At 53.7% G+C, this 18,444-nt stretch carries 16 protein-coding genes; 4 read left to right on the top strand and 12 right to left on the bottom strand.

The annotated features are described in order from the left end of the window. Positions 1-233: 233 nt before the first annotated feature. The gene (locus tag HRQ63_RS01590; protein ID WP_172238132.1) at positions 234-827 is read left to right on the top strand and encodes a TetR/AcrR family transcriptional regulator; all 594 of its coding nucleotides are present in this window, start codon (positions 234-236) and stop codon (positions 825-827) included. A 16-nt stretch (positions 828-843) separates the two neighbouring features. Here the strand turns inward: HRQ63_RS01590 and HRQ63_RS01585 are convergent, their stop codons facing one another. From HRQ63_RS01585 to HRQ63_RS01575, 3 genes are all read right to left on the bottom strand, one after another. Beyond that, positions 844-1,839 carry an NADP-dependent oxidoreductase gene (locus HRQ63_RS01585; protein WP_172238129.1) on the bottom strand — a complete coding sequence of 332 codons (996 nt, stop codon included), beginning with the start codon at positions 1,837-1,839 and terminating at the stop codon, positions 844-846. A gap of 263 nt (positions 1,840-2,102) precedes the next feature. Further along, on the bottom strand, positions 2,103-3,830 hold the full coding sequence (cysI, locus tag HRQ63_RS01580) for an assimilatory sulfite reductase (NADPH) hemoprotein subunit (RefSeq protein ID WP_172238126.1): 1,728 nt from the start codon (positions 3,828-3,830) through the stop codon (positions 2,103-2,105). A gap of 69 nt (positions 3,831-3,899) precedes the next feature. Further along, the gene (locus HRQ63_RS01575; protein WP_172238123.1) at positions 3,900-5,738 is read right to left on the bottom strand and encodes an assimilatory sulfite reductase (NADPH) flavoprotein subunit; all 1,839 of its coding nucleotides are present in this window, start codon (positions 5,736-5,738) and stop codon (positions 3,900-3,902) included. 268 nt (positions 5,739-6,006) lie between these two features. Here HRQ63_RS01575 and HRQ63_RS01570 point away from each other — a divergent pair, with 268 nt between their 5' ends. Both HRQ63_RS01570 and HRQ63_RS01565 read left to right on the top strand, forming a co-directional pair. Further along, a complete protein-coding gene (locus tag HRQ63_RS01570; protein WP_172238120.1) occupies positions 6,007-6,438 on the top strand; it encodes a VOC family protein in 432 nt (143 codons plus the stop codon). 243 nt (positions 6,439-6,681) lie between these two features. Continuing rightward, the gene (locus tag HRQ63_RS01565) at positions 6,682-8,322 is read left to right on the top strand and encodes a diguanylate cyclase domain-containing protein (protein ID WP_172238117.1); all 1,641 of its coding nucleotides are present in this window, start codon (positions 6,682-6,684) and stop codon (positions 8,320-8,322) included. 156 nt (positions 8,323-8,478) lie between these two features. Here the strand turns inward: HRQ63_RS01565 and HRQ63_RS01560 are convergent, their stop codons facing one another. Next, positions 8,479-10,197 (bottom strand): glycoside hydrolase family 2 protein, encoded by a 1,719-nt coding sequence (locus HRQ63_RS01560; RefSeq protein ID WP_172238114.1) that lies wholly within the window; start codon positions 10,195-10,197, stop codon positions 8,479-8,481. A 213-nt stretch (positions 10,198-10,410) separates the two neighbouring features. Between HRQ63_RS01560 and HRQ63_RS01555 the strand changes: the two genes are divergently transcribed. Further along, the gene (locus tag HRQ63_RS01555) at positions 10,411-11,238 is read left to right on the top strand and encodes an AraC family transcriptional regulator (protein ID WP_172238111.1); all 828 of its coding nucleotides are present in this window, start codon (positions 10,411-10,413) and stop codon (positions 11,236-11,238) included. A gap of 76 nt (positions 11,239-11,314) precedes the next feature. Here HRQ63_RS01555 and HRQ63_RS01550 read toward each other — a convergent pair whose 3' ends face one another. The 8 genes from HRQ63_RS01550 to HRQ63_RS01515 form a co-directional block, all read right to left on the bottom strand. Then, complete coding sequence (locus tag HRQ63_RS01550; RefSeq protein ID WP_172238108.1) at positions 11,315-12,181, bottom strand: DUF4362 domain-containing protein; 867 nt, start codon at positions 12,179-12,181, stop codon at positions 11,315-11,317. 70 nt (positions 12,182-12,251) lie between these two features. Beyond that, a complete protein-coding gene (locus tag HRQ63_RS01545; protein WP_172238105.1) occupies positions 12,252-12,734 on the bottom strand; it encodes a GNAT family N-acetyltransferase in 483 nt (160 codons plus the stop codon). A gap of 301 nt (positions 12,735-13,035) precedes the next feature. Further along, positions 13,036-13,443 carry a hypothetical protein gene (locus HRQ63_RS01540; RefSeq protein WP_172238102.1) on the bottom strand — a complete coding sequence of 136 codons (408 nt, stop codon included), beginning with the start codon at positions 13,441-13,443 and terminating at the stop codon, positions 13,036-13,038. A gap of 636 nt (positions 13,444-14,079) precedes the next feature. After that, positions 14,080-15,225, bottom strand: coding sequence for a 5-methyltetrahydropteroyltriglutamate--homocysteine S-methyltransferase (locus HRQ63_RS01535; RefSeq protein WP_172238099.1), 1,146 nt, complete (start codon positions 15,223-15,225; stop codon positions 14,080-14,082). A gap of 235 nt (positions 15,226-15,460) precedes the next feature. Next, a complete protein-coding gene (locus tag HRQ63_RS01530) occupies positions 15,461-16,585 on the bottom strand; it encodes a 5-methyltetrahydropteroyltriglutamate--homocysteine S-methyltransferase (protein ID WP_172238096.1) in 1,125 nt (374 codons plus the stop codon). A gap of 42 nt (positions 16,586-16,627) precedes the next feature. Next, entirely contained in the window at positions 16,628-17,560 is a 933-nt protein-coding gene (locus HRQ63_RS01525) for a LysR family transcriptional regulator (protein WP_172238093.1), read from the bottom strand. 59 nt (positions 17,561-17,619) lie between these two features. Then, complete coding sequence (locus tag HRQ63_RS01520) at positions 17,620-18,087, bottom strand: DinB family protein (protein ID WP_172238090.1); 468 nt, start codon at positions 18,085-18,087, stop codon at positions 17,620-17,622. Positions 18,088-18,108: 21 nt separating this feature from the next. Further along, entirely contained in the window at positions 18,109-18,420 is a 312-nt protein-coding gene (locus HRQ63_RS01515; RefSeq protein WP_172238087.1) for a DUF3219 family protein, read from the bottom strand. Between the last annotated feature and the right edge of the window lie 24 nt (positions 18,421-18,444).

Raw genomic sequence — 18,444 nt, 5'->3', positions numbered from 1 at the left:
ACCTGTGTAATATATAACCCGCCGACAAAGCAAGCAAACATTTTTCGAGAATTTTCTTGTTGCAAGTTAAAAAGCCCTCTATTTTTTCCATTACCCCAAATTCAAGACATGAAGCCGATAAAAAAAGAACATCGAGCCGGCGGCTTTTTCGCAAAGTTGCTTTTTCGCTGTTTGTACCGTTCGGGTTTCATGTTTAAATGGAGAAAAGAATCCGGCTGTCAAAGGAGCGAAATATGCCGTCCATCCACCAACAAATGAACGATCGAACCCGAGCAGCCATCCGCGAAACGTTTATCGCATCGGTCCGAGAATCGGGTTTCGGCAAAGTGACTGTCCGCCAAATCGTAGAAAAAGCGGGAATCAATCGCGGAACGTTTTACTTGCACTTTTCGGACAAATACGACCTGATGGAACAGATCCAAAACGAGTTGTTAGAAGGATTCCGTCAAGTTCTGATTGTGGCGATCGATTTCGGGGAGACTTACCGCTATCATTTGGAAAAAAAGCCTTATCCGCAATTCGCCGCGATCTTTGCTTATTTCGCCAGCCATGCCGAACTGTTCGAACTTCTGTCCGGCAAAAAAGGAGAAGCAGGTTTTCCCGCGAAACTCAAAAAGACCGTTATCCGAAGCTTTCACAGAAAGCTGGACAACAGTCGTATTTTCGAGCGGCACCCTTCCGTTCCTCCCGATTATTTTTCGGCTTATACCGCTTCGCTGCTGCTCGGCATCACGGAAGCCTGGCTGGAACGGGGGCAAAACGAATCAGCCGAGGAGTTGGCGTTGATTTACAACGAATTGATGGCGATGCAGCGTATTTTGCGTTAGACGTTCGACTTCGCGCCTAAACGTGCTCTCCGGTTTCCGCGGGAATGACCAGCACTTTGCCGCGAAGCTTCCCTGCGGCGCTTCGCGCATGCACGCCGCGCAAGCCGTCCAATCCGATGCGTTCGTCGATGCGGATCTTCACCACGCCGTCGTCGATCAGCCGCGTAATGTCCGCCAACTGTCCGGCATCGCCGTGCATATGGATCAGTTTGCCCGTGACGCCGTGGCGCCGGGCTGTTTCTTCGTCGACAGGCGACCAAGCACTGATCAGCGCCCCGCCTTCGCGAAGCAGCGGCAGCCAAGCGTTGACCTGATCCGGCTCGGCCAGCGATACGTTGACGATCAGGTCCAGCGGTTCGACGATCGTCCGCATCCAATCGTCCTCCGCATAATCGAGCACTGCGTCCGCGCCCAGCTCTTTGACCTGTGCCGAAGAAGAAGCGGACGAGATCCCGATCACGCAAGCATCCGCATTCCGGGCAAACTGAACGGCGTAATGCCCGACGCTGCCTGACGCCCCCACAATCATCACCCGCTGCCCGGCCTTCAGAGCTCCGTGTTCGAACAGCGCTTGCCAAGCGGTCAGCGCGCACAGCGGCACGCCGCCCGCGTCGGCCAAATCCAGCGTTTGCGGCGCCGCCGCCAAGCCGCCTGCTTCGGCGATCGCATATTCCGCCGCGCCTCCGCTTTGGATCAACGTTCTGGATTGATACACGCGGTCGCCCGCGCTCCAGCGCGTGACGCCTTCACCGACCGCCGCGACCGTGCCGGACAATTCGATGTTGGGCACGAACGGGAAGACTTGCGGAAATTGACCGCTCATATAACCGGCTCGCAGCACATTGTCCACGATATTGAATCCGCTGCCCGCGATCCGAACCAATACTTCCCCGGCGGAGGGAACCGGCATCGGAACGCGTTCTACCACGACTTGCTCCGGACCTCCGTATTCGCGATACAACGCGGCTTTCATCGTCTTGTGCGAACCGTCTGCAATTTGTTGATTTCCCATATGAACGACCTCTTTCCGTTATCGAATAGTGACGGCCTCCGAATCGGTGCCGTTTGCCTTTTTAGCGTAAAACGGACGTCGGAGACATACAATCGACAAAGACAAGCGATTTGTTGAGCGTTCGGCATTTCGATACGTTGAATCGACAAAAAAAGACGAAAAGCAGTCGGCGCGGCGGCCCTGCTTTTCGTCTTTCCCAGTGCTTCGGACTTCAAATCGCCCGGCATGACCGGATCATTTCCGATCGAGTCGGCTTGGTTCGATCACGCGTGGAACTGCCGTCCGTCATGAACGGCTTCCACGTAACCCGAACGTACCGTAAAGTCGCCGAAATGCTCGCCGTCCAGGCGTTCCTTCGCATAACGTCCGATAATCGGCTTGAGCGAAGACAAGATCTCTTCTTCGCCGATATTTTCTTTGTACAGCTTGTTCAAACGCGCTCCGTCATGCGCGCCGCCGAGATACATATTGTATTTGCCCGGTCCTTTGCCGATAAAGGCCAATTCCGCCAGCATCGGACGCGCGCAGCCGTTCGGGCAGCCCGTCATGCGGATCACGATTTCTTTTTCGCGCAAGCCGGCTTCTTCCAGCATCGGCTCCAGCTTATCGATCAATCCCGGCAGATAGCGTTCGGATTCGGCCATGGCCAGACCGCAGGTCGGAAGCGCCACGCAGGCCATCGAACTGCGGCGCAAAGCCGAATCATGCGCGCCGTCCGTCAAGTTGTACTGTTTGATCAGGGCTTCGATTTTGCGCTTTTTCTGACTGCTGACGTTGCCGATGATCAAGTTCTGGTTCGCGGTCAGGCGGAAGTCGCCGTCATGAACCTTGGCGATCTCGCGCAAGCCCGTCATCAGCGGATAGTTCTCGAAGTCGGCAATCCGTCCGTTTTGGATAAACAGCGTCTGATGCCATTTGCCGTTGCTTCCTTTGATCCAACCGTAACGGTCGCCGTTATGGTCGAAGCTGAAGTCGCGCGCCGCTTGAAGTTCCCAGCCGAGGCGGGTATGCAGTTCGTTCACGAACCAATCCAGTCCGCGGTCGTCGATCGTGTATTTGAAGCGGGCGTGTTTGCGCACCGCGCGGTCGCCGTAGTCGCGCTGAATCGTCACGACTTTTTCCGCCAGATCGATAGACTGCTCCGGCGTAATGAAGCCGATCAGCTTGCCGAGCTGCGGATAGGTCTTGTTATCGCCGTGCGACATGCCCATGCCGCCGCCTACCGTGACGTTGAAGCCGACCAATTTGCCGTTTTCCACGATCGCGATCAAGCCCAGATCCTGCGAGAACACATCGACGTCGTTGGACGGCGGGACGGCGATGCCGATCTTGAATTTGCGCGGCAGATATACAGGTCCATAAATAGGCTCCGGGTCCTGCTCGCGGCTGTCCACGACCTTTTCCTCGTCCAGCCAGATCTCGTGATAAGCACGGGTGTGCGGATCGAGGTGACGGCTGACTTTGTCCGCCCATTCATAGACTTCGGAATGCACCTCGGATTGGTACGGATTCGGATTGCACATCACGTTCCGGTTAACGTCGCCGCAGGCCGCAAGCGTGCTGAGCAGCGCGTCGTTGACTTCGCGGATCGTATTTTTCAAATTCCACTTGAGCACGCCGTGAAGCTGGAACGATTGGCGCGTCGTCAGGCGGATCGTTTCATTGCCGTATTTATGCGAGATGCTGTCCATCATGAGCCACTGCTCGGGCGTGACCACGCCGCCGGAGGCGCGAACGCGCAGCATGAACTGGTAAGCCGGCTCCAGCTTCGACTTGCTGCGTTCGTTGCGCAAGTCGCGGTCATCCTGCATATAGCTGCCGTGGTGCTTCATCAGGCGGTTATCGTCTTCCGGAATCGAACCGGTCAACGGATCTTTCAACGTCTCGACGAGACTGCCCCGCAAATAATCGCTGTTGCGCTTAATATCTTCGACATCGCTATGCGGCCGATCGTGCGGCGGATACTTTTTCCATTCGGTTTGCTGCGTCATATCAAGCTTCCCCTTTCGCTTTCCAACGGCCCTTTTCCATCTATATGTCCGTATGTCCGTGCTTTGAAATTAATATACGTCGCGTTGGTAACGCTTCTCCTGCTGCATGCGAAGGAGGTACTCCGAAGCCTGTTCGGGACTCAAGCCGCCGCCCTGCGCGATGATCGTTTCCAAAGCTCCATGCACGTCGTGAGCCATATTTTTCTCGTCGCCGCAGACGTACACCGCGGCTCCGCTATTGATCCATTCGTACAACTCTCGGCTTTTCTCCATCATGCGATGTTGGACGTACACCTTCTCGGCCGTATCGCGGGAAAAAGCGACATCCATCTTTGTGAGCACGCCGTCTTTGATCCAACGCTGCCACTCGGTCTGGTACAGGAAGTCCGTCGCGAAATGCTGGTCGCCGTAGAACATCCATGTTTTGCCGCGCGCATCGGTCTCTTCGCGTTCGGCCAGGAAAGAGCGGAAAGGCGCCGCGCCCGTACCCGGTCCGATCATGATGATCGGCGTATCCGGGTTCTCCGGCAGCTTGAAGTTCGGGTTATGCTGCACGAATACCGGAAGCGCGTCGCCCGGCTCCAGCCGTTCCGCCATCTGCACGGAGCAGACGCCGTAACGGTCGCGTCCGCCGCAAGCGTAACGCACGGTGCGCACCGTCAGATGCACTTCGTCCGGCGTGGCTTTCGAGCTGCTGGCGATCGAGTACAAGCGGGCCGGAATTTTGCGCAAAAGGCTTGTCAGTTCCGCCGCGCTCAATCCCTTGAGGCTGAAGTCGCGAATCAGGTCCAGCAGATCGTTCTCTCCAAGGTAAGCGCGCAGCTCTTCGGCCGATTCCGGCGAAGCCAGTTTCAACAGCCGCTCGTTGTCCGTCAGCTTTGCCACTTGTTCGATCAGCGGCTTGGTCAATACCGTAATCTCGAAATAATGATGCAGCGCTTCCCGCAATGCGGCAGTACTGCTTTTGCCTGTTGCCACTTGTTCTTCCGCATTCCATCCCATCTCTTCGATGATTTCGTCCACGAGACGCGGATGATTTTCCGGGTAAACACCGAGACTGTCGCCCGGTTCGTAGGTCAGTCCCGATCCTTCGAGCGACAGCTCCAGGTGGCGCGTCTCCCGCGCGGAACCCCGACCGTTCAAGTTCAGATTCTCCAGCACTTCAGCCCGGAAAGGGTTGCTGCGCGAGTATTCCGATTCGGGATCGGCACTGAGCGGAGCCGCCGATTCCGCCGCGGTCGTCGCAGCGGCCGGAGTCGCGCTCAGCGATTCCGTTACCGCCTTCATCCATTCGCCCGCGGTCTCGTCGAAGTCCACGTCGCAATCCGCTCGGTCAACCAGGCGCGAAGCGCCCAGTTCCGCCAATCGGCTATCGAAATCTTTGCCCGTCTGGCAGAAGAATTCGTAAGAGGTATCGCCGAGCGCCAACACGGAATAGTTCAGGCTGTCCAGCTTCGGTGCGCGTTTGCTGTTGATGAACTCATGGAAAGCCAGCGCGTTATCCGGCGGATCGCCTTCTCCGTGCGTGCTGACGATGATCAGCAGATTTTCCAGCTTTTTCAGATTCGCGGGCTTGAAGTCCGACATCGACAGCACTTCCGTCTTCACGTGCTGCTCGTCCAGACGCTTCGCCAGCTTCTTGGCGAGTCCGCTGCCGTTGCCGGTCTGCGAACCGAACAGGATGGTAACTTCGCGCGGAGCGGCAGGTTGTGCCGGGATCACAGCTACGGTAGTTTCAGCAGGGGAGATAGCTTGGCCCGGAGCTTGCGCTTCCCCGCCGACTGCGGCTTGAGCCGCCAGATAGCCGGTCAACCAGATTCGCTGATGGCCGTTCAAGGTAGGGAGAAGTTGATTGAGCAGTTCAGTCTGCTGTTGATTAAATGGGCTGTTGGTTACGTTCAATTCCATGGTTTTGTCCACCTCGCACGGCTTACTTCTTATCGATTCATGGTCTCGATGGTCTGCCGATCATTTGAATTCCTAGTTATTCGATCAGAATTTATTTTGCTACCTTGACGGTATCATACAGGCAAAAAGGGGTCAATTCGATTCATTTTATGACATTCATCAGTTTTTCTGATAATTGGTTAACAAAAAATAAATCTTCACAAACACGCGTTCGATTTGTAGAATGAAACGGAAAGCATGACTTCAATTAAAAGGAGCTGAACCGATCATGAGTATGCAATGGGTTCCCTATCTGGTGATGGACGGCAATGCCGCAGAAGCTGCCGACTTTTATGCCGATGCCCTCGGAGGCGAAGTCGTCGACAAAATGACTTTCGGCGATATGCCCGACGGCCCGAACGGCCCCGCGCCCGAAGAAGTCAAATCGCGGATCACGCACGTGCGGGTAGTCGCGGGTTCGCAGCAGCTGATGTTGTCGGACACGTACCCGGGCATGCCTTATCAGATCGGCAACAATGTGACCGTCTCGATCGGCATCGAGGACGCCGCGCGCGCACGCGAGATTTTCGACGCTCTGTGCGAAGGCGACAGCAAGATCGTTCTGCCTTTGCAAGAAACGTTTTTCAGTCCTGCTTACGGTCAGGTGGTCGATAAATTCGGCGTCTTTTTCCAAGTTAACGTGCCTCCGGCCAAGGCCTGAGTTTTCTTTATATGCGTCAATATCGACTTTAAAGTTCTCGGACGCCATCTTCGGAGAAGCGTCTTTTTTTGCGCCTTTTCGCCTCATTTTGCTTGATATGTACCGATTAACACATGTTTTTCGACGATTTACGCAATTTTTGTCGAATTTTCTGATAAATCCTTCAAAATCTCTTCATATTCGGTCACCTTCGCACGATATAGGTAGTAAAGAATTTGGTATATGGCTTGCGGAGGGTGTTGAATGATTAAAATAAGAACTTTTCTGGCTCTGATCTTTGTCGCATTCGTTATTCTGCTTAGCGCGACCCTAGGCTCTCTGATGAGCCAACGTTCCACTGCTGCCATTGAGCAAGAAATCGGGGATTCCCTGGCCGGAACGGCTTATCAGATGTCGGACAAAATGGATAATTTCATGTGGTCTCGCGCCAGCGAGGTGAAGTTATTGACGGAACTCGATCCGCTCAAAGACACTTCGGATCCAGCGGCTATTCAGGTGCTGCTTGATCAATTGCAATCCAGCTTCTCCTCATTTTCCTGGATCGGATTCACGAATGCCGAAGGAGAAGTGTTAGCGGCGACGAACGGTATTTTGGTCGGCAACAACATTGCGGAACGCCCTGTATTCACGGAAGGCATCAAAGGCTTTTTCACCGGAGACGTTCATGAAGCGGTGCTTCTCGCCAAATTGCTCCCGAATCCGAGCGGCGAACCTCTTCAATTCGTCGATGTCAGCTACGCCGTTAAAAACGATGCGGGAGATACCGTCGGCGTTCTGGCTGCGCATCTGAGTTGGGAATGGGCGAAAGAAGTCGAACGGACACTCCTCGGGCCGCAAATCGACCACGACAAAGATTTTGAGCTATTCATCGTCAGCAAGCAAGACAATACGGTGCTGCTCGGGCCGGACGGCTGGGCAGGTCGCCCGGTCAATCTCGGCAGCGTCGGCAGCGCACAGGGCGGATTGAACTCCTGGGTGCTTGAACGTTGGCCGGACGGAAAAAATTATTTGACCGGTTACGCTTCCGGCGACGGCTATCTCGATTACCCGGGACTCGGCTGGACGGTGCTTGTTCGCCAACCGGAGTCCGTCGCCTTTGCACCGGTCAATAAAATTCAGCAGGACATCATCATAGCTGCCGTACTCGCTTCCGTTCTGTTTGCAGGCATCGGCCTATTGACCGCAGAATTCATCTCCCGCCCGATTCGCAAGCTGACCCGTGCCGCGGATCGGATTCGTCAAGGCGGCGCGCCGGAGATTCCGGAGACGAGAGGTTTCAACGATATCCTGAGCCTGTCGCGCGCTCTGCGCAGTTTGCTTGATTCCTTGCTTCGCACGGAAAACGCGCTCGGTCACATGGAAAACGCCGCGCTTCGCGATCAACTTACGGAACTCCCGAACCGCATGGCGTTGGAGCGTTATTTGGAGCAAACGATCGAAGGCTTCGACCCCGCTTCGGAGACGCTGGCCTTGATGTATCTGGATCTGGACGGTTTTAAAAAGATCAACGATACGTTCGGCCACCAAGTCGGCGATGTTTTGTTGAAAAAGGTTGCGCAGCGTCTTCAAACGACTACGCGTCCGGACGGCATCACCGTTCGTCTCGGCGGGGATGAATTTTTGCTGATCATGCGCAGCACGCTTCTCGACGCTCATGCCGAAGCCGAGCAGCTGGCCAATGAAGTGCTGAAGCTGATCAATAATCCGTTTATCGTGGAAATGAATCAATTGTCGATCGGATGCAGCATCGGGGTTGCCTTCTATACGCGCCGCAATCACAGCGTGACCGAAGTGATTCAGACCGCGGACGAATGCTTGTATTTGTCGAAAAAGGCGGGTAAAAATCGAGTGACGTTCCACGAGGAAGACGTTACGCCGGGGTGATTAAAAGCGCGATTCCCAGAGACTTGGAGATCGCGCTTTTGTTATTGCCAAAATTCTATTCGATAAAGGAGGTCGAAGTTTGCGTGCGAATCGAACCGACGGTTCGCCGCCTCAAACCTCGGATGCAGTGCGGTCATGGCGCTAGGCCGTTGTCGATCATGCACGCTGCTTCTCTGTGGACTTCTCTTCCGTTGTTTTTGCTTTGAAATAAGCTTGAACGGTGTCGTAAGCCAGCTTCGGTCGGCGATAGCCGTCGACCAGCCCTTTGCTGTTGCGCGTGCAGCCTCGGGAAAGCAGCCATCCTGTCGCTTCGGTTACGCGGCAATCGCTGAACTGCCAGATATAGACGCCGGAGAGCGGGGAGTCCGCGGCGAGGTAGGCTTTTAGATTTTCTTCCAAAATATCGCACTGACGTTCTTCCGAACCTTTTACCCGATCGCGGCTGCGAAACCCATAGTAGGCGTCCGCGCCGAATTCGCTGATGATCATCGGTTTGCCCGCGCCGCCGAGTTCGTCCGCCCATCCTCTCGCCTGCCGCATCAGCTCGCCCGGATCTTCGTCGGTATACCAGAGCGGATATAGATTGAACGAGATGATATCGGCCAGGTCCAGACAGATATCGCGGTTCCGATGATGCGTGGCGAACGATCTCGGGCGCGTCGAATCGAGGCTGCGGATCAGCGAGAGCTCGCTCTCGTATACGGTGCGGCCGTACGGCGTATCGCTGGCGCACTCGTTCAGGATCGCCCAGATGATAATCGCCGGATGGTTGCGGTGCTGCTCCACCATTTCCCTCGTGACGGCCTCGCTTTGTTTTCTGAAATTCGGATTGCGCATCTGCTCTTCGGTCAAGCCGCGCGCATGGTTTTCTTCCCAGACGAATATGCCCATTTCATCGCACAGATCCAAGAAACGTTCGTCGTTCGGATAATGGCTGGTTCGCACGGAGTTGCAGCCGAGGTCTGCAATCAGCTCGATATCCCGCGCTAAATCAGGGAAGGAAAAAGCCGCGCCGGCAATCGCATGATCTTCGTGGCGGTTTACGCCTTTTAGCAGGACGGCCTTTCCGTTGACCCGTAGCTCTCCGCCTTCGGTATCAACGCTGCGGAATCCGACACGGTCGATCCAGTCGTCGAAGACGTCTTCGTTTTGCCGCAGTTGAACCCGAAGCGTGTATAAACTCGGCTTTTCCGGGTTCCATGGCATTGCTGCCTCGTAAGCTTCGGTTCGCTCGACGGTTGCGCTGGATTGTGCGTCGATCCGTACCGTTTCCCCGATCGCGTTCAGCCCGTCTAATCCGAGCAGCAGCTCGACTTCGCGCGCCTCGGCGGCCAGATTGCGAACCTTTGCCTGCCAGCGTCCACGCCAGACCCCTTGTTTGAATTCCGGGAAAAAGGCGACTCGTTCGATATGTACGTCCGGAATCTCTTCCAACGCAATCGGACGGATCGGGCCACCATAAGTGTAGTAATCGTTCTCGACATGCAGCGCCGATTGCTCGCCGAAAGAGTTGTCCGCGTAAAGACGAATTTCATGCTCTCCCGGTTCGACATCGACCATGATCGCTTCGAACGCCGTATAGGCATTGTAATGGTGAGCAACCTTTTTTCCGTCAAAATAAACGTCCGCCGTATGACTCACGCCTTTGAATTCCAGACGCAGATGCGTTCGGCGTTCGGTTCGGATGGTTCGACGATACAAGCCGATGCCTTGATAGGTGCCGAACTTCGGATGCGACTCCCAACAACCGGGCACGGGTAACCGGTAATTCATTTCAGCCGGAATTTCTCCCACCCGATTAACGGGTTGAAACTCCCACATCCCTTCCAATTCTTTGATCGGACGAATCTCATGCGTGTCGAACAAACGGATCATTTCGATTCCCTCCATGTCTGTTTTGATTTTTCCGTATGCCTGATTTATTGTTCTGTTTCATGCTTTTCAGGCTTATTTTATGCAAGGACGTTCGTTTTCTCCATGCTTATTTCGATCCGTTTCATGTCAAAAATGATTCGAATCCAACTTGGCTTCCGCTGGCGATCCTCCTATACTGATAAAAAAGACGAATGCGGAGAAAGGAGGAACGTCATGAACGATCTGCACGAGCTTGCGGTAAGAATCGGCTGGGCGGCGGACAAACATACGTTGCCGGGCTGGACGGATATCCGTCGCACGACAGCGGTACATAGCTTTTATTGGGTACGTTCGGGAAAAGGAAAGTTCCAATCGGACGAGGGAACGTATGAGGTCGAGGGCGGGCATCTTTTTTATCTGAAGACGGGGTTGAATATGCGCATGGCCGCCGTGGGCGATCAAGGGCTCGAGATAGTGATGATTCTGTTCGACGCTGTTCGCTTATCCGGCAAATCCGAGATTTGGCCGACGCCTTCCTCCGTGTCTACGCTGGAAATCGCGCATTCGACGGCTTTTTCGGGCGAAGCGGCTATCGAGCTGGATGCGGCGTTGAATCGGCTGGTCGAACTGTGGAGCATAGGATTGCCTGCGCGAGAGCTTGAAGCGAATGCCGTGCTGCTCACTTTGATCGCCAGATTGCATGGTGACCTTTCGCAGGAAAAGGAAAAAGCCCGCGTTCTGTTCGAACGAGGGCTGCAAGTGATAGGACTGCGCTATGCGGAGACGCTGACCGCGGAACGTCTGGCCGAAGAGCTGCATGTATCCGTCTCTTACCTGCGCAAGCTGTTTCTTCGTTATGCGGGAGAAACGCCCAAGCAGGTTCTGTCCAATCTGCGTCTGCGACAGGCCGAGCGTTATCTGCTGTATACCGACTTGACGCTGCATGCGATCGCCGGAGCTTGCGGGTACGGCGACGAGTTTCATTTTAGCCGGACGTTTAAAAAGAGCAAAGGCGTGTCGCCGTCCGTGTTTCGGAAAGAAAGTCAGGGCGGGCATGCTTGAAATCGGAAAAATCCGTCATGGGTATCGTTTGAATGGCGGATTTCCGTTCATTTCGGGGAAGCTGCCGGAGTCGGCGTCAACCGTGTTGCTCTACTTTTTCGGCTTCATCAGGTATCGCGAACCAAAAGTTCTCGTTCAGGCCGCCGTCCGTTCCGGAACATCCGTCAAGCCGGTAAACGATTCCGGGCGTGTTGTGTTCTGCCGGAATCGGTTCGGTGATGACTTTTTCGCAGGTGTCGAATTCTTTCTTCGGCAAGCCGAATCGATCCATCGTATTTTCGGAGACATAATGTATGCTTTGCCCGTCGAAGTCGAGATTATCGAAGATCGGATCACCCTCGATAGTGTAACCGACCCTTTGAACGGAAGCAGGTCGGGATTGTTCGATATCGGTCAGAAAATCTTCCCACTTATCGAAGTTGTACATTTCCCCAAAAATTTGAACGATATCGCCATTGTCTACAGCCTGCTCGTAATCGTAACGATAATCTTCGATCAGCCCCCGCAGAACCTGCGTCGATTTCGGGGTCAATTGATAACCCGTTCCCGTCTTGTCGATCTCCGTCACCATTCCCCGATCCTCTTCATTGTCCGGCAGCCACAGATGCAGTTCCCGAATCTCGCCGTCGTTATTGAAAACCAGGTCAAAATCAGGGTGCCTGACGTCCATCTCTCCCAGCAGCTGATGCTTGGTCCGATCGGCTTCGCGGAAGGCTTCTACCGATTCTTCGCCTTCGAGTTTGAGATGGACTCGAGGATTGATCCGACCGAAGTCCAAGTTGCGGCTGACGAAGACTTCGTTGTCCGCGGGCTGCAGGATCGGAGCAACTGCTTGGGCGGGTTGTTCTTCGACAGACTCCCGGGATGACGTTTCGTTCGGCGTGCAGGCGTTTAGAAGGAACAATGAGCAAAGCATGCAGATGGATAAGATGGTTTTGGGCATGGTGACGCCTCCTGTCTTTCTGGACGCTCGAAAGAAGAAAAGAGTTGCACTCAGAAAGGAAAGAGTGACATCAACGTAAATCCAATTCAAAAATAAGCGAATCCCTATCAGGATAATCATATGTAATAGTCAAATTTTCTTTAGAAATCTCTTTGAATCCTACCTTTTTGTAAAAACCGTGTGACCGGGTCGCTTTGGAAGGAGTATCCAAAATCACCTTTGAAAAACCCTGTTGTTTAGTAAAATCGATTAAAGCTTGATATAGTTCTGCACCAATCCCTAACTCTTTACCGCGGTAATCTTTATAGACGAAAAACTTCTTCAGTACAGCAACCTCGTTTGTTTTCTTTTGCAGACCTATAGAACCTATGACCTCATCATTAGCATTCAAAGCCACCCAAAAATTTCCTCCGCTTTTTATGTAGGCAGATTGAATATCCAAAATGTCCGGCTGTTCTTCGGCACTGATCCCCACTGCATATTCAACGTTCTGTACATGCAATATCAGGTTAACAACTTCTTCTTTATATTTATCGGAATAAGTTTTGATCATTCTTATTTTCCTCTCGTCGTAAATTGTAACATAATCATTTTGAGGCCAGTTATATAAACTGTTAATTATTTCCCAGGGGCATGTACGCAAACTCCGTCGGGAGCAAAAGGAAAATGACGCCGCCATTGTTAGATGACTACACGCTTCAAGTAGACATCCGCAGAGGGCGAAAAGGCAGGTCAAGGTGCGGGCGTTGAGTTTGCGTGCATGCCATAAGGGACTATTGAAGATTCAAGTCTCAATAGCCCTCATTAAACCCTTATTAGAAACTTACCTTAAGCATTCAGCTCAATTTTAAAACCTATCTAAAAAACTTCCCGGCCTTCCGATACAAAATCTCCTGCCACCGGCTGCTGGTCTGAATCATCTCATGCATTTGCTCCACATCCACCGCCCGTCCGGCCGCATTGCGTATCGTCAACGATCGTCCCTCGTACTCCGCCTCATAACCGAACCAAGCCCCGATCAATGGCACAATATCATCGCGATACGGGCGCATCGTCAGCAGTTGCAGGAAAGTATGAAAGCTCAGCGAATAGCCGCAATCCTGCGCCCTGCGTACATATTTGGGCTTGATCGCCGCTTCGCATTCGGGACATCTATGACGCATGCCCAAGCGGTAGTTCGGCGTTTCGAACCGAAACATACACTGCGGGCAGCCAACCAGCGCCAGATCGCGCCGGGCATTATCGGGAACATGAACATTCATGGAATTCTCTTCGCTCCTTTTCCTTGCAGCTCCTTGGACTTGAATCCGATTCTCTCGATTCTTTTGTACGCCCACGCTGTCGGTCTATTTGGTTCCCTATTCTACTCTTTTTCTCCCCATAAAAAAAGTCCCGGCTGTGAGAACCGAAACTTTTGCGGTTTTCGAAAAAACGACGTAGGTGTTGGAAGGGAGAAGACTCCGAGGGAAGTTCGTTAGCGAATGCTTCCGATGTGCCTTTCTCCGAAAGGCTGTAGGTCGCGTGTTGAAATCGGGAAAAGGATTGAATTCAAAGTGGAATTTTCCCGATTTCAAAGGCGATCGCTGGCGCTCCTTCACTGAACTTCCCTCTACGTCTTCTCCCTTCCAGTTACGTCACTTGTTTTCGATAACTTAAAAGCCTCGGTCGAAAGAACCGAGACTTTTTCATTTTATGCTTTTGTTTATTTTTTCTTTTCCCTTAAAAAAGTCCTGTCCTTAACAGAAGCTTCAAGCGGAGGGAGAAATTCAGTGAAAGTCGCCTTTGAACCCGAAAATTGAAGTTTGAATGCACATTCAAACTTCAATTTTCGGGTGAGACAGCGACTTGAACGAATTTCTCCCGCAGCGCGCCCTAAGCTTCCTCAACGAACAGGGGTTTTAAGCTCCCCATACTTCCTCTGCGACTTCCTTCACAAAACGAAGTTTCGCCCACTGCTGCTCTTCCGTCAGCACGTTGCCTTCTTCCGTCGAAGCGAATCCGCACTGCGGGCTGACGCACAGTTGGTTGATGTCCACGTACTGCGCAGCTTCCTCGATCCGTTTGAGAATCTGCTCTTTGTCTTCGAGCTCGCCGAATTTCGAGCTGAACAGACCGAGCACGACTTGTTGGTCTTTAACGTATTTCAGCGGCTCGAAGCCGCCTGCGCGCTCGCTGTCGTATTCCAGGTAAAAGGCCGATACGTTCGATCCGCCGAACAAGATTTCCGCGATCGGATCGTAGCCGCCGCCTTCGCCCGCGTAAGTCGATTTGAAGTTGCCGCGGCATACGTGCGTCGTCACGACGAGGTCGGCAGGCAGGTTCTCGATCGCCAGGTTGTTGACGAACAGGAAACCTTTTGCCATCTCGTTGATATCGACGCCTGCTTCTTCCTGCATCGCGCGGAACTGACGGTCGCTCAGCGCGCCCCATGTGCAGTCGTCGAGTTGGATGTTGCGGCATCCGGCTTCGTAGAAGGCCAGGATCGCATCGCGGTAAGCCGTCGCGACATCCGTATACAGATCTTGACGGTTCGGGTAAAACTCGTCCACCGTCTTGATGTTGTCGCCGCGGAACAGTTCGAACAGCAGCTGCGCCGGAGCCGGGATCGTTTGGCGTGCTACGACGTCGTCGCCGGCTGCGCTTTTTAGGAATTTAAAGTCCTCGACCATCGGGTGCTTGGCGCCTTCGCCGACTTTGCCGATCAGCAGAGCCGTTTCCGCGCGGGATTCTACGCCATGGAACAGATAACCCGTATCCGATGCTTTCTTGCTAACGCCGCCGAGTCCCCAGAAGAAGTCGAGGTGCCACCATGAACGACGGAATTCGCCGTCCGTTACGCCTTTGAGACCGACTTCTTTTTGCTTTTCAACCAGCTTGATAATCTCTTCGTCTTCGATCTTGCGCAGAGCCGCTGCATCGATCTCGCTTGCGGCAAACTTGGTCCGCGCATCCTTGATCGCTTGCGTACGCAGGAAGCTGCCCACGATGTCGTGACGGAAAGGTACGGTGTCGCGTTGAACGGCTTGCTCGAAAATCGTGCTCATGGATAAGTTCCTCCTCGGGAATATGCAATATAGTTTCATGTTTAGGCAAGTGTATCGTCCAGTAAACCTTTAACCGCCAAGGCTCAACTTGCTTGCTTGGACGGTAATATTAAAACTCACTATACCACTTTCAAAAAAAGCCCGCATAACGCCAAAAAGCTATACCCCGTTATACGCGATTCGTATAACGGGGTATAGCAGTCGGATTTATGTGCAGATTGCGACGCAAACAGGCTTAACCCGGCCACACTTCCGCAGCCGTCTCCGCAACGAGTCGGATTTTTTCCCATTGCTCGTCTTCGGTCAACAGATTGCCTTCTTCGGTCGAAGCGAAGCCGCACTGGGTGCTTAGGCAGAGCTGATCGATCGGAACAAAAGAAGCAGCTTCCGCAATGCGCGATTTCAGCACTTCTTTGCTTTCCAAACCGCCATGCTTGGTCGTGACCAAACCCAGCACGACGTATTGATTCTGGATAAAGCGCAGCGGTTCAAAGCCTCCCGCACGCTCGTTATCGTACTCCAGGAAAAAAGCATCGACTTTGCAGCCGCCGAATAACGCTTCCGCCACAGGTTCGTAACCGCCCGAAGCGAACCATGTCGAATGGAAATTCCCCCGGCAGACATGCAGCGCAATGACCATATCGTCCGGACGCTCGGCGATCGATTCGTTGATCAGCCGCACGTAATCGGCCGCGAGCCGATCCGGGTCCGTGCCTTGGCTGCGAAGCTGCGTACGATGCAGCAAACTGCACAGCGTTCCCCAAGATGTATCGTCAAGCTGCAAGTATCGACAACCCGCATCGTAAAAGGCTTGGATCGCATCCCGGTACACTTGCACGATGTCCGCGAACAGTTCTTCGTCTCCCTCGTACGCATCCCCGCCGTTGTAACGCTGAACGAAATGGAACAGGGCCGGCGAAGGAATAGTCATTTTAGGCATCATGCCGCTTCCCGCCGCTAGATCGCGCAAGGACTCGAAATGCCGCAGCATGGGGTGGTCACCGAACGAGATTTTATTCGCTACGCGAAATGTTTCTGCCCGCTGCTTGGCATCCACGCGACCTGCGGCTGCATTCAGATCAATCTTTTCCGTGCCTTCAACGCCGAAAAAGAAATCGAGATGCCACCATGAGCGCCGGAACTCGCCGTCGGTGACGACGGGAAGCCCGGCTTCTTTTTGACGCTGGATAAGCTTAATGATCTCTGCCGTCTCAAGCTCCGTTAACCCCTCGTCCGTAAGCGCTCCTTCCCGATGCAGCTTCCGGGCTTCAATCAGCTCCGGCGGCCGCAGAAAGCTGCCGACGAGATCGCAGCGAAAAGGCGGGTTTGTTCTGGTTGTGCCGATCACTGGACTTTGCATACGTTCCTCCCGAATTCTTGAATAAAAATGAGTCTGACCCGACTAGAATAAGAACTGGTTGGCCGCAAAATACCGCCGTGCCACCAGATCGTTGAGCAGCTCGACATACGAAGCCGCTACCCGGCTCGGACGCCGGTCTTTGTGCGCAATCCAGCCGATCGTGAACAGTTCGCCCGTCTCGACGGGCACCGACTTCAACACCGAACCGTCAAGCTCCGCAGGCAAAATGCCGCTTCCGACCGTGTAACTATGCGTGCTCGCAAGCAAGCTGGTCAACGTGGCGCGGTCGTTGATCTTAATGCTGCGCGCCGCCTCCGGCAAATTCAGCATCTCTTCCGCGAAATGCAGCGAGCTATTTTCCCCCTGATCGAACGTGACGTACGGATACGGCTGAAGATCCTCCACCGTAACCATCCCGCGACGCGCGAGCGGATGCGACACGCCGACGAAGATATGCGGCTGCGTATTGAATAGAGGCGTAAATTTAAGGCTTCCGTCGCTGAACATTTTGTTCATGACCCGAGCATTCCGATCGCATAGATAAAGGATGCCGAGATCGCTCCGCAGCGTCCGCACGTCTTCGATGATGTCCGAAGTTTGCGTTTCCCGAAGCGAGAACGCATACTCCTCTTCGTCGCTGCCTTCCATCAATGCGGCGAACGCTTCGGATGCGAAAGCGTAATGCTGCGTCGACACGGAAAAATGTACCGCCGTGCGGCGTTTGTTTTTGTAGCGGCCTTCCAGCAGTTCCGCCTGTTCGACGATCTGCCGGGCGTGCGCCATAAACTCGACGCCGTCCGCCGACAACGTAATGCCCCGATTGGTCCGATCGAAAATCGTAATGCCGAGTTCCTGCTCCAGATCTTTGATCGCGTTGGACAGACTCGGCTGCGAGATGAACAGGCGTTTGGCCGCTTCGTTGATCGAGCCGCAGCCCGCCACCTCGATTGCATACCTGAGCTGCTGTAAAGTCAATTCCGTTCCCCCGCTTTCCGAGACCCATGCTCCCGGTTATTCATGGCGTTCATGCGCATTTAGCTGACGCCGTATTTCTTGTCCCACGAGCCTTGCTGCTTGCGGATAAATACGATTTGGCCGATATGGTAAGCATTGTGCATCGTCAAATGAGTCAGGTCGCCGGCCCATTTTTCCAAGTTACCGTCTTCGGCCTGTTCCACCGCTTCGATCCAGCTTTCCATCGTGGCGTCGTAGGCTTGCAGCGCTTCGGCCCATGTGCCTTCTGCGCCGTCCAAAGGTTCGAACGTATCGTCGTTGTCTCCTTCGAAGGACGGAACGTCCTGACCGAGAAACCGATTCAGGTACCGTTTATTGTAAAAGTCCAAATGGCGCACGGTCTCGTGCACGCTGTTCATTTCCCCGTTGCTTTTCCAATCGGCCTGCTTTTGCGTTAATCCTTTGATCGCGGCGGCCATCGAAGTGAACCATCCGTTTTTGCTGCGGCAAGCTTGAAGCTGTTCCAGAAAAATCTCGCGTTCCGTCATGAATTGCCTCCTTTTTGATCGTTACAAGCGCTCGGCCAATTCGAGATGATAATCGCCGACCGCGTCTTTTTCATACAAATTATCAAGCGACGTCGAATAGTTATGCATGTCCGTCTCGCCGTCGAATGCAAGCTGCGGAATGCGCAGGCGAAACGTTCCTTTGTACAGCAGCGTCGCCACGTCGTGGTACTCTTCATGCGTCACCTTAAAATCGAAGGCGAACGCCCGCCGCTTGCGACCATCCGGTCCTTCGACTGCAAATTCCCGCAATCCGGCCACGTCGAATGTTCGCTCGTCGATCCGGATTTCGATGTTCGTGCTTTCGGTATTCATCGTATCGCCTCCTCGGTACTCGAA

The organism is Saccharibacillus endophyticus (assembly GCF_013185185.1).
Lineage (GTDB): Bacteria > Bacillota > Bacilli > Paenibacillales > Paenibacillaceae > Saccharibacillus > Saccharibacillus endophyticus.
The sequence above is the reverse complement of the archived record's forward strand: the minus strand, read 5'-3'. Positions and strand labels throughout refer to the sequence as shown.

What these genes read in the sequence shown, in the direction of transcription:
- HRQ63_RS01590 (WP_172238132.1), top strand. Translation starts at nt 234, where the DNA reads ATGCCGTCCATCCACCAACAAATGAACGATCGAACCCGAGCAGCCATC.
- HRQ63_RS01585 (WP_172238129.1), bottom strand. Translation starts at nt 1,839, where the DNA reads ATGGGAAATCAACAAATTGCAGACGGTTCGCACAAGACGATGAAAGCC.
- cysI (WP_172238126.1), bottom strand. Translation starts at nt 3,830, where the DNA reads ATGACGCAGCAAACCGAATGGAAAAAGTATCCGCCGCACGATCGGCCG.
- HRQ63_RS01575 (WP_172238123.1), bottom strand. Translation starts at nt 5,738, where the DNA reads ATGGAATTGAACGTAACCAACAGCCCATTTAATCAACAGCAGACTGAA.
- HRQ63_RS01570 (WP_172238120.1), top strand. Translation starts at nt 6,007, where the DNA reads ATGAGTATGCAATGGGTTCCCTATCTGGTGATGGACGGCAATGCCGCA.
- HRQ63_RS01565 (WP_172238117.1), top strand. Translation starts at nt 6,682, where the DNA reads ATGATTAAAATAAGAACTTTTCTGGCTCTGATCTTTGTCGCATTCGTT.
- HRQ63_RS01560 (WP_172238114.1), bottom strand. Translation starts at nt 10,197, where the DNA reads ATGATCCGTTTGTTCGACACGCATGAGATTCGTCCGATCAAAGAATTG.
- HRQ63_RS01555 (WP_172238111.1), top strand. Translation starts at nt 10,411, where the DNA reads ATGAACGATCTGCACGAGCTTGCGGTAAGAATCGGCTGGGCGGCGGAC.
- HRQ63_RS01550 (WP_172238108.1), bottom strand. Translation starts at nt 12,181, where the DNA reads ATGCCCAAAACCATCTTATCCATCTGCATGCTTTGCTCATTGTTCCTT.
- HRQ63_RS01545 (WP_172238105.1), bottom strand. Translation starts at nt 12,734, where the DNA reads ATGATCAAAACTTATTCCGATAAATATAAAGAAGAAGTTGTTAACCTG.
- HRQ63_RS01540 (WP_172238102.1), bottom strand. Translation starts at nt 13,443, where the DNA reads ATGAATGTTCATGTTCCCGATAATGCCCGGCGCGATCTGGCGCTGGTT.
- HRQ63_RS01535 (WP_172238099.1), bottom strand. Translation starts at nt 15,225, where the DNA reads ATGAGCACGATTTTCGAGCAAGCCGTTCAACGCGACACCGTACCTTTC.
- HRQ63_RS01530 (WP_172238096.1), bottom strand. Translation starts at nt 16,585, where the DNA reads ATGCAAAGTCCAGTGATCGGCACAACCAGAACAAACCCGCCTTTTCGC.
- HRQ63_RS01520 (WP_172238090.1), bottom strand. Translation starts at nt 18,087, where the DNA reads ATGACGGAACGCGAGATTTTTCTGGAACAGCTTCAAGCTTGCCGCAGC.
- HRQ63_RS01515 (WP_172238087.1), bottom strand. Translation starts at nt 18,420, where the DNA reads ATGAATACCGAAAGCACGAACATCGAAATCCGGATCGACGAGCGAACA.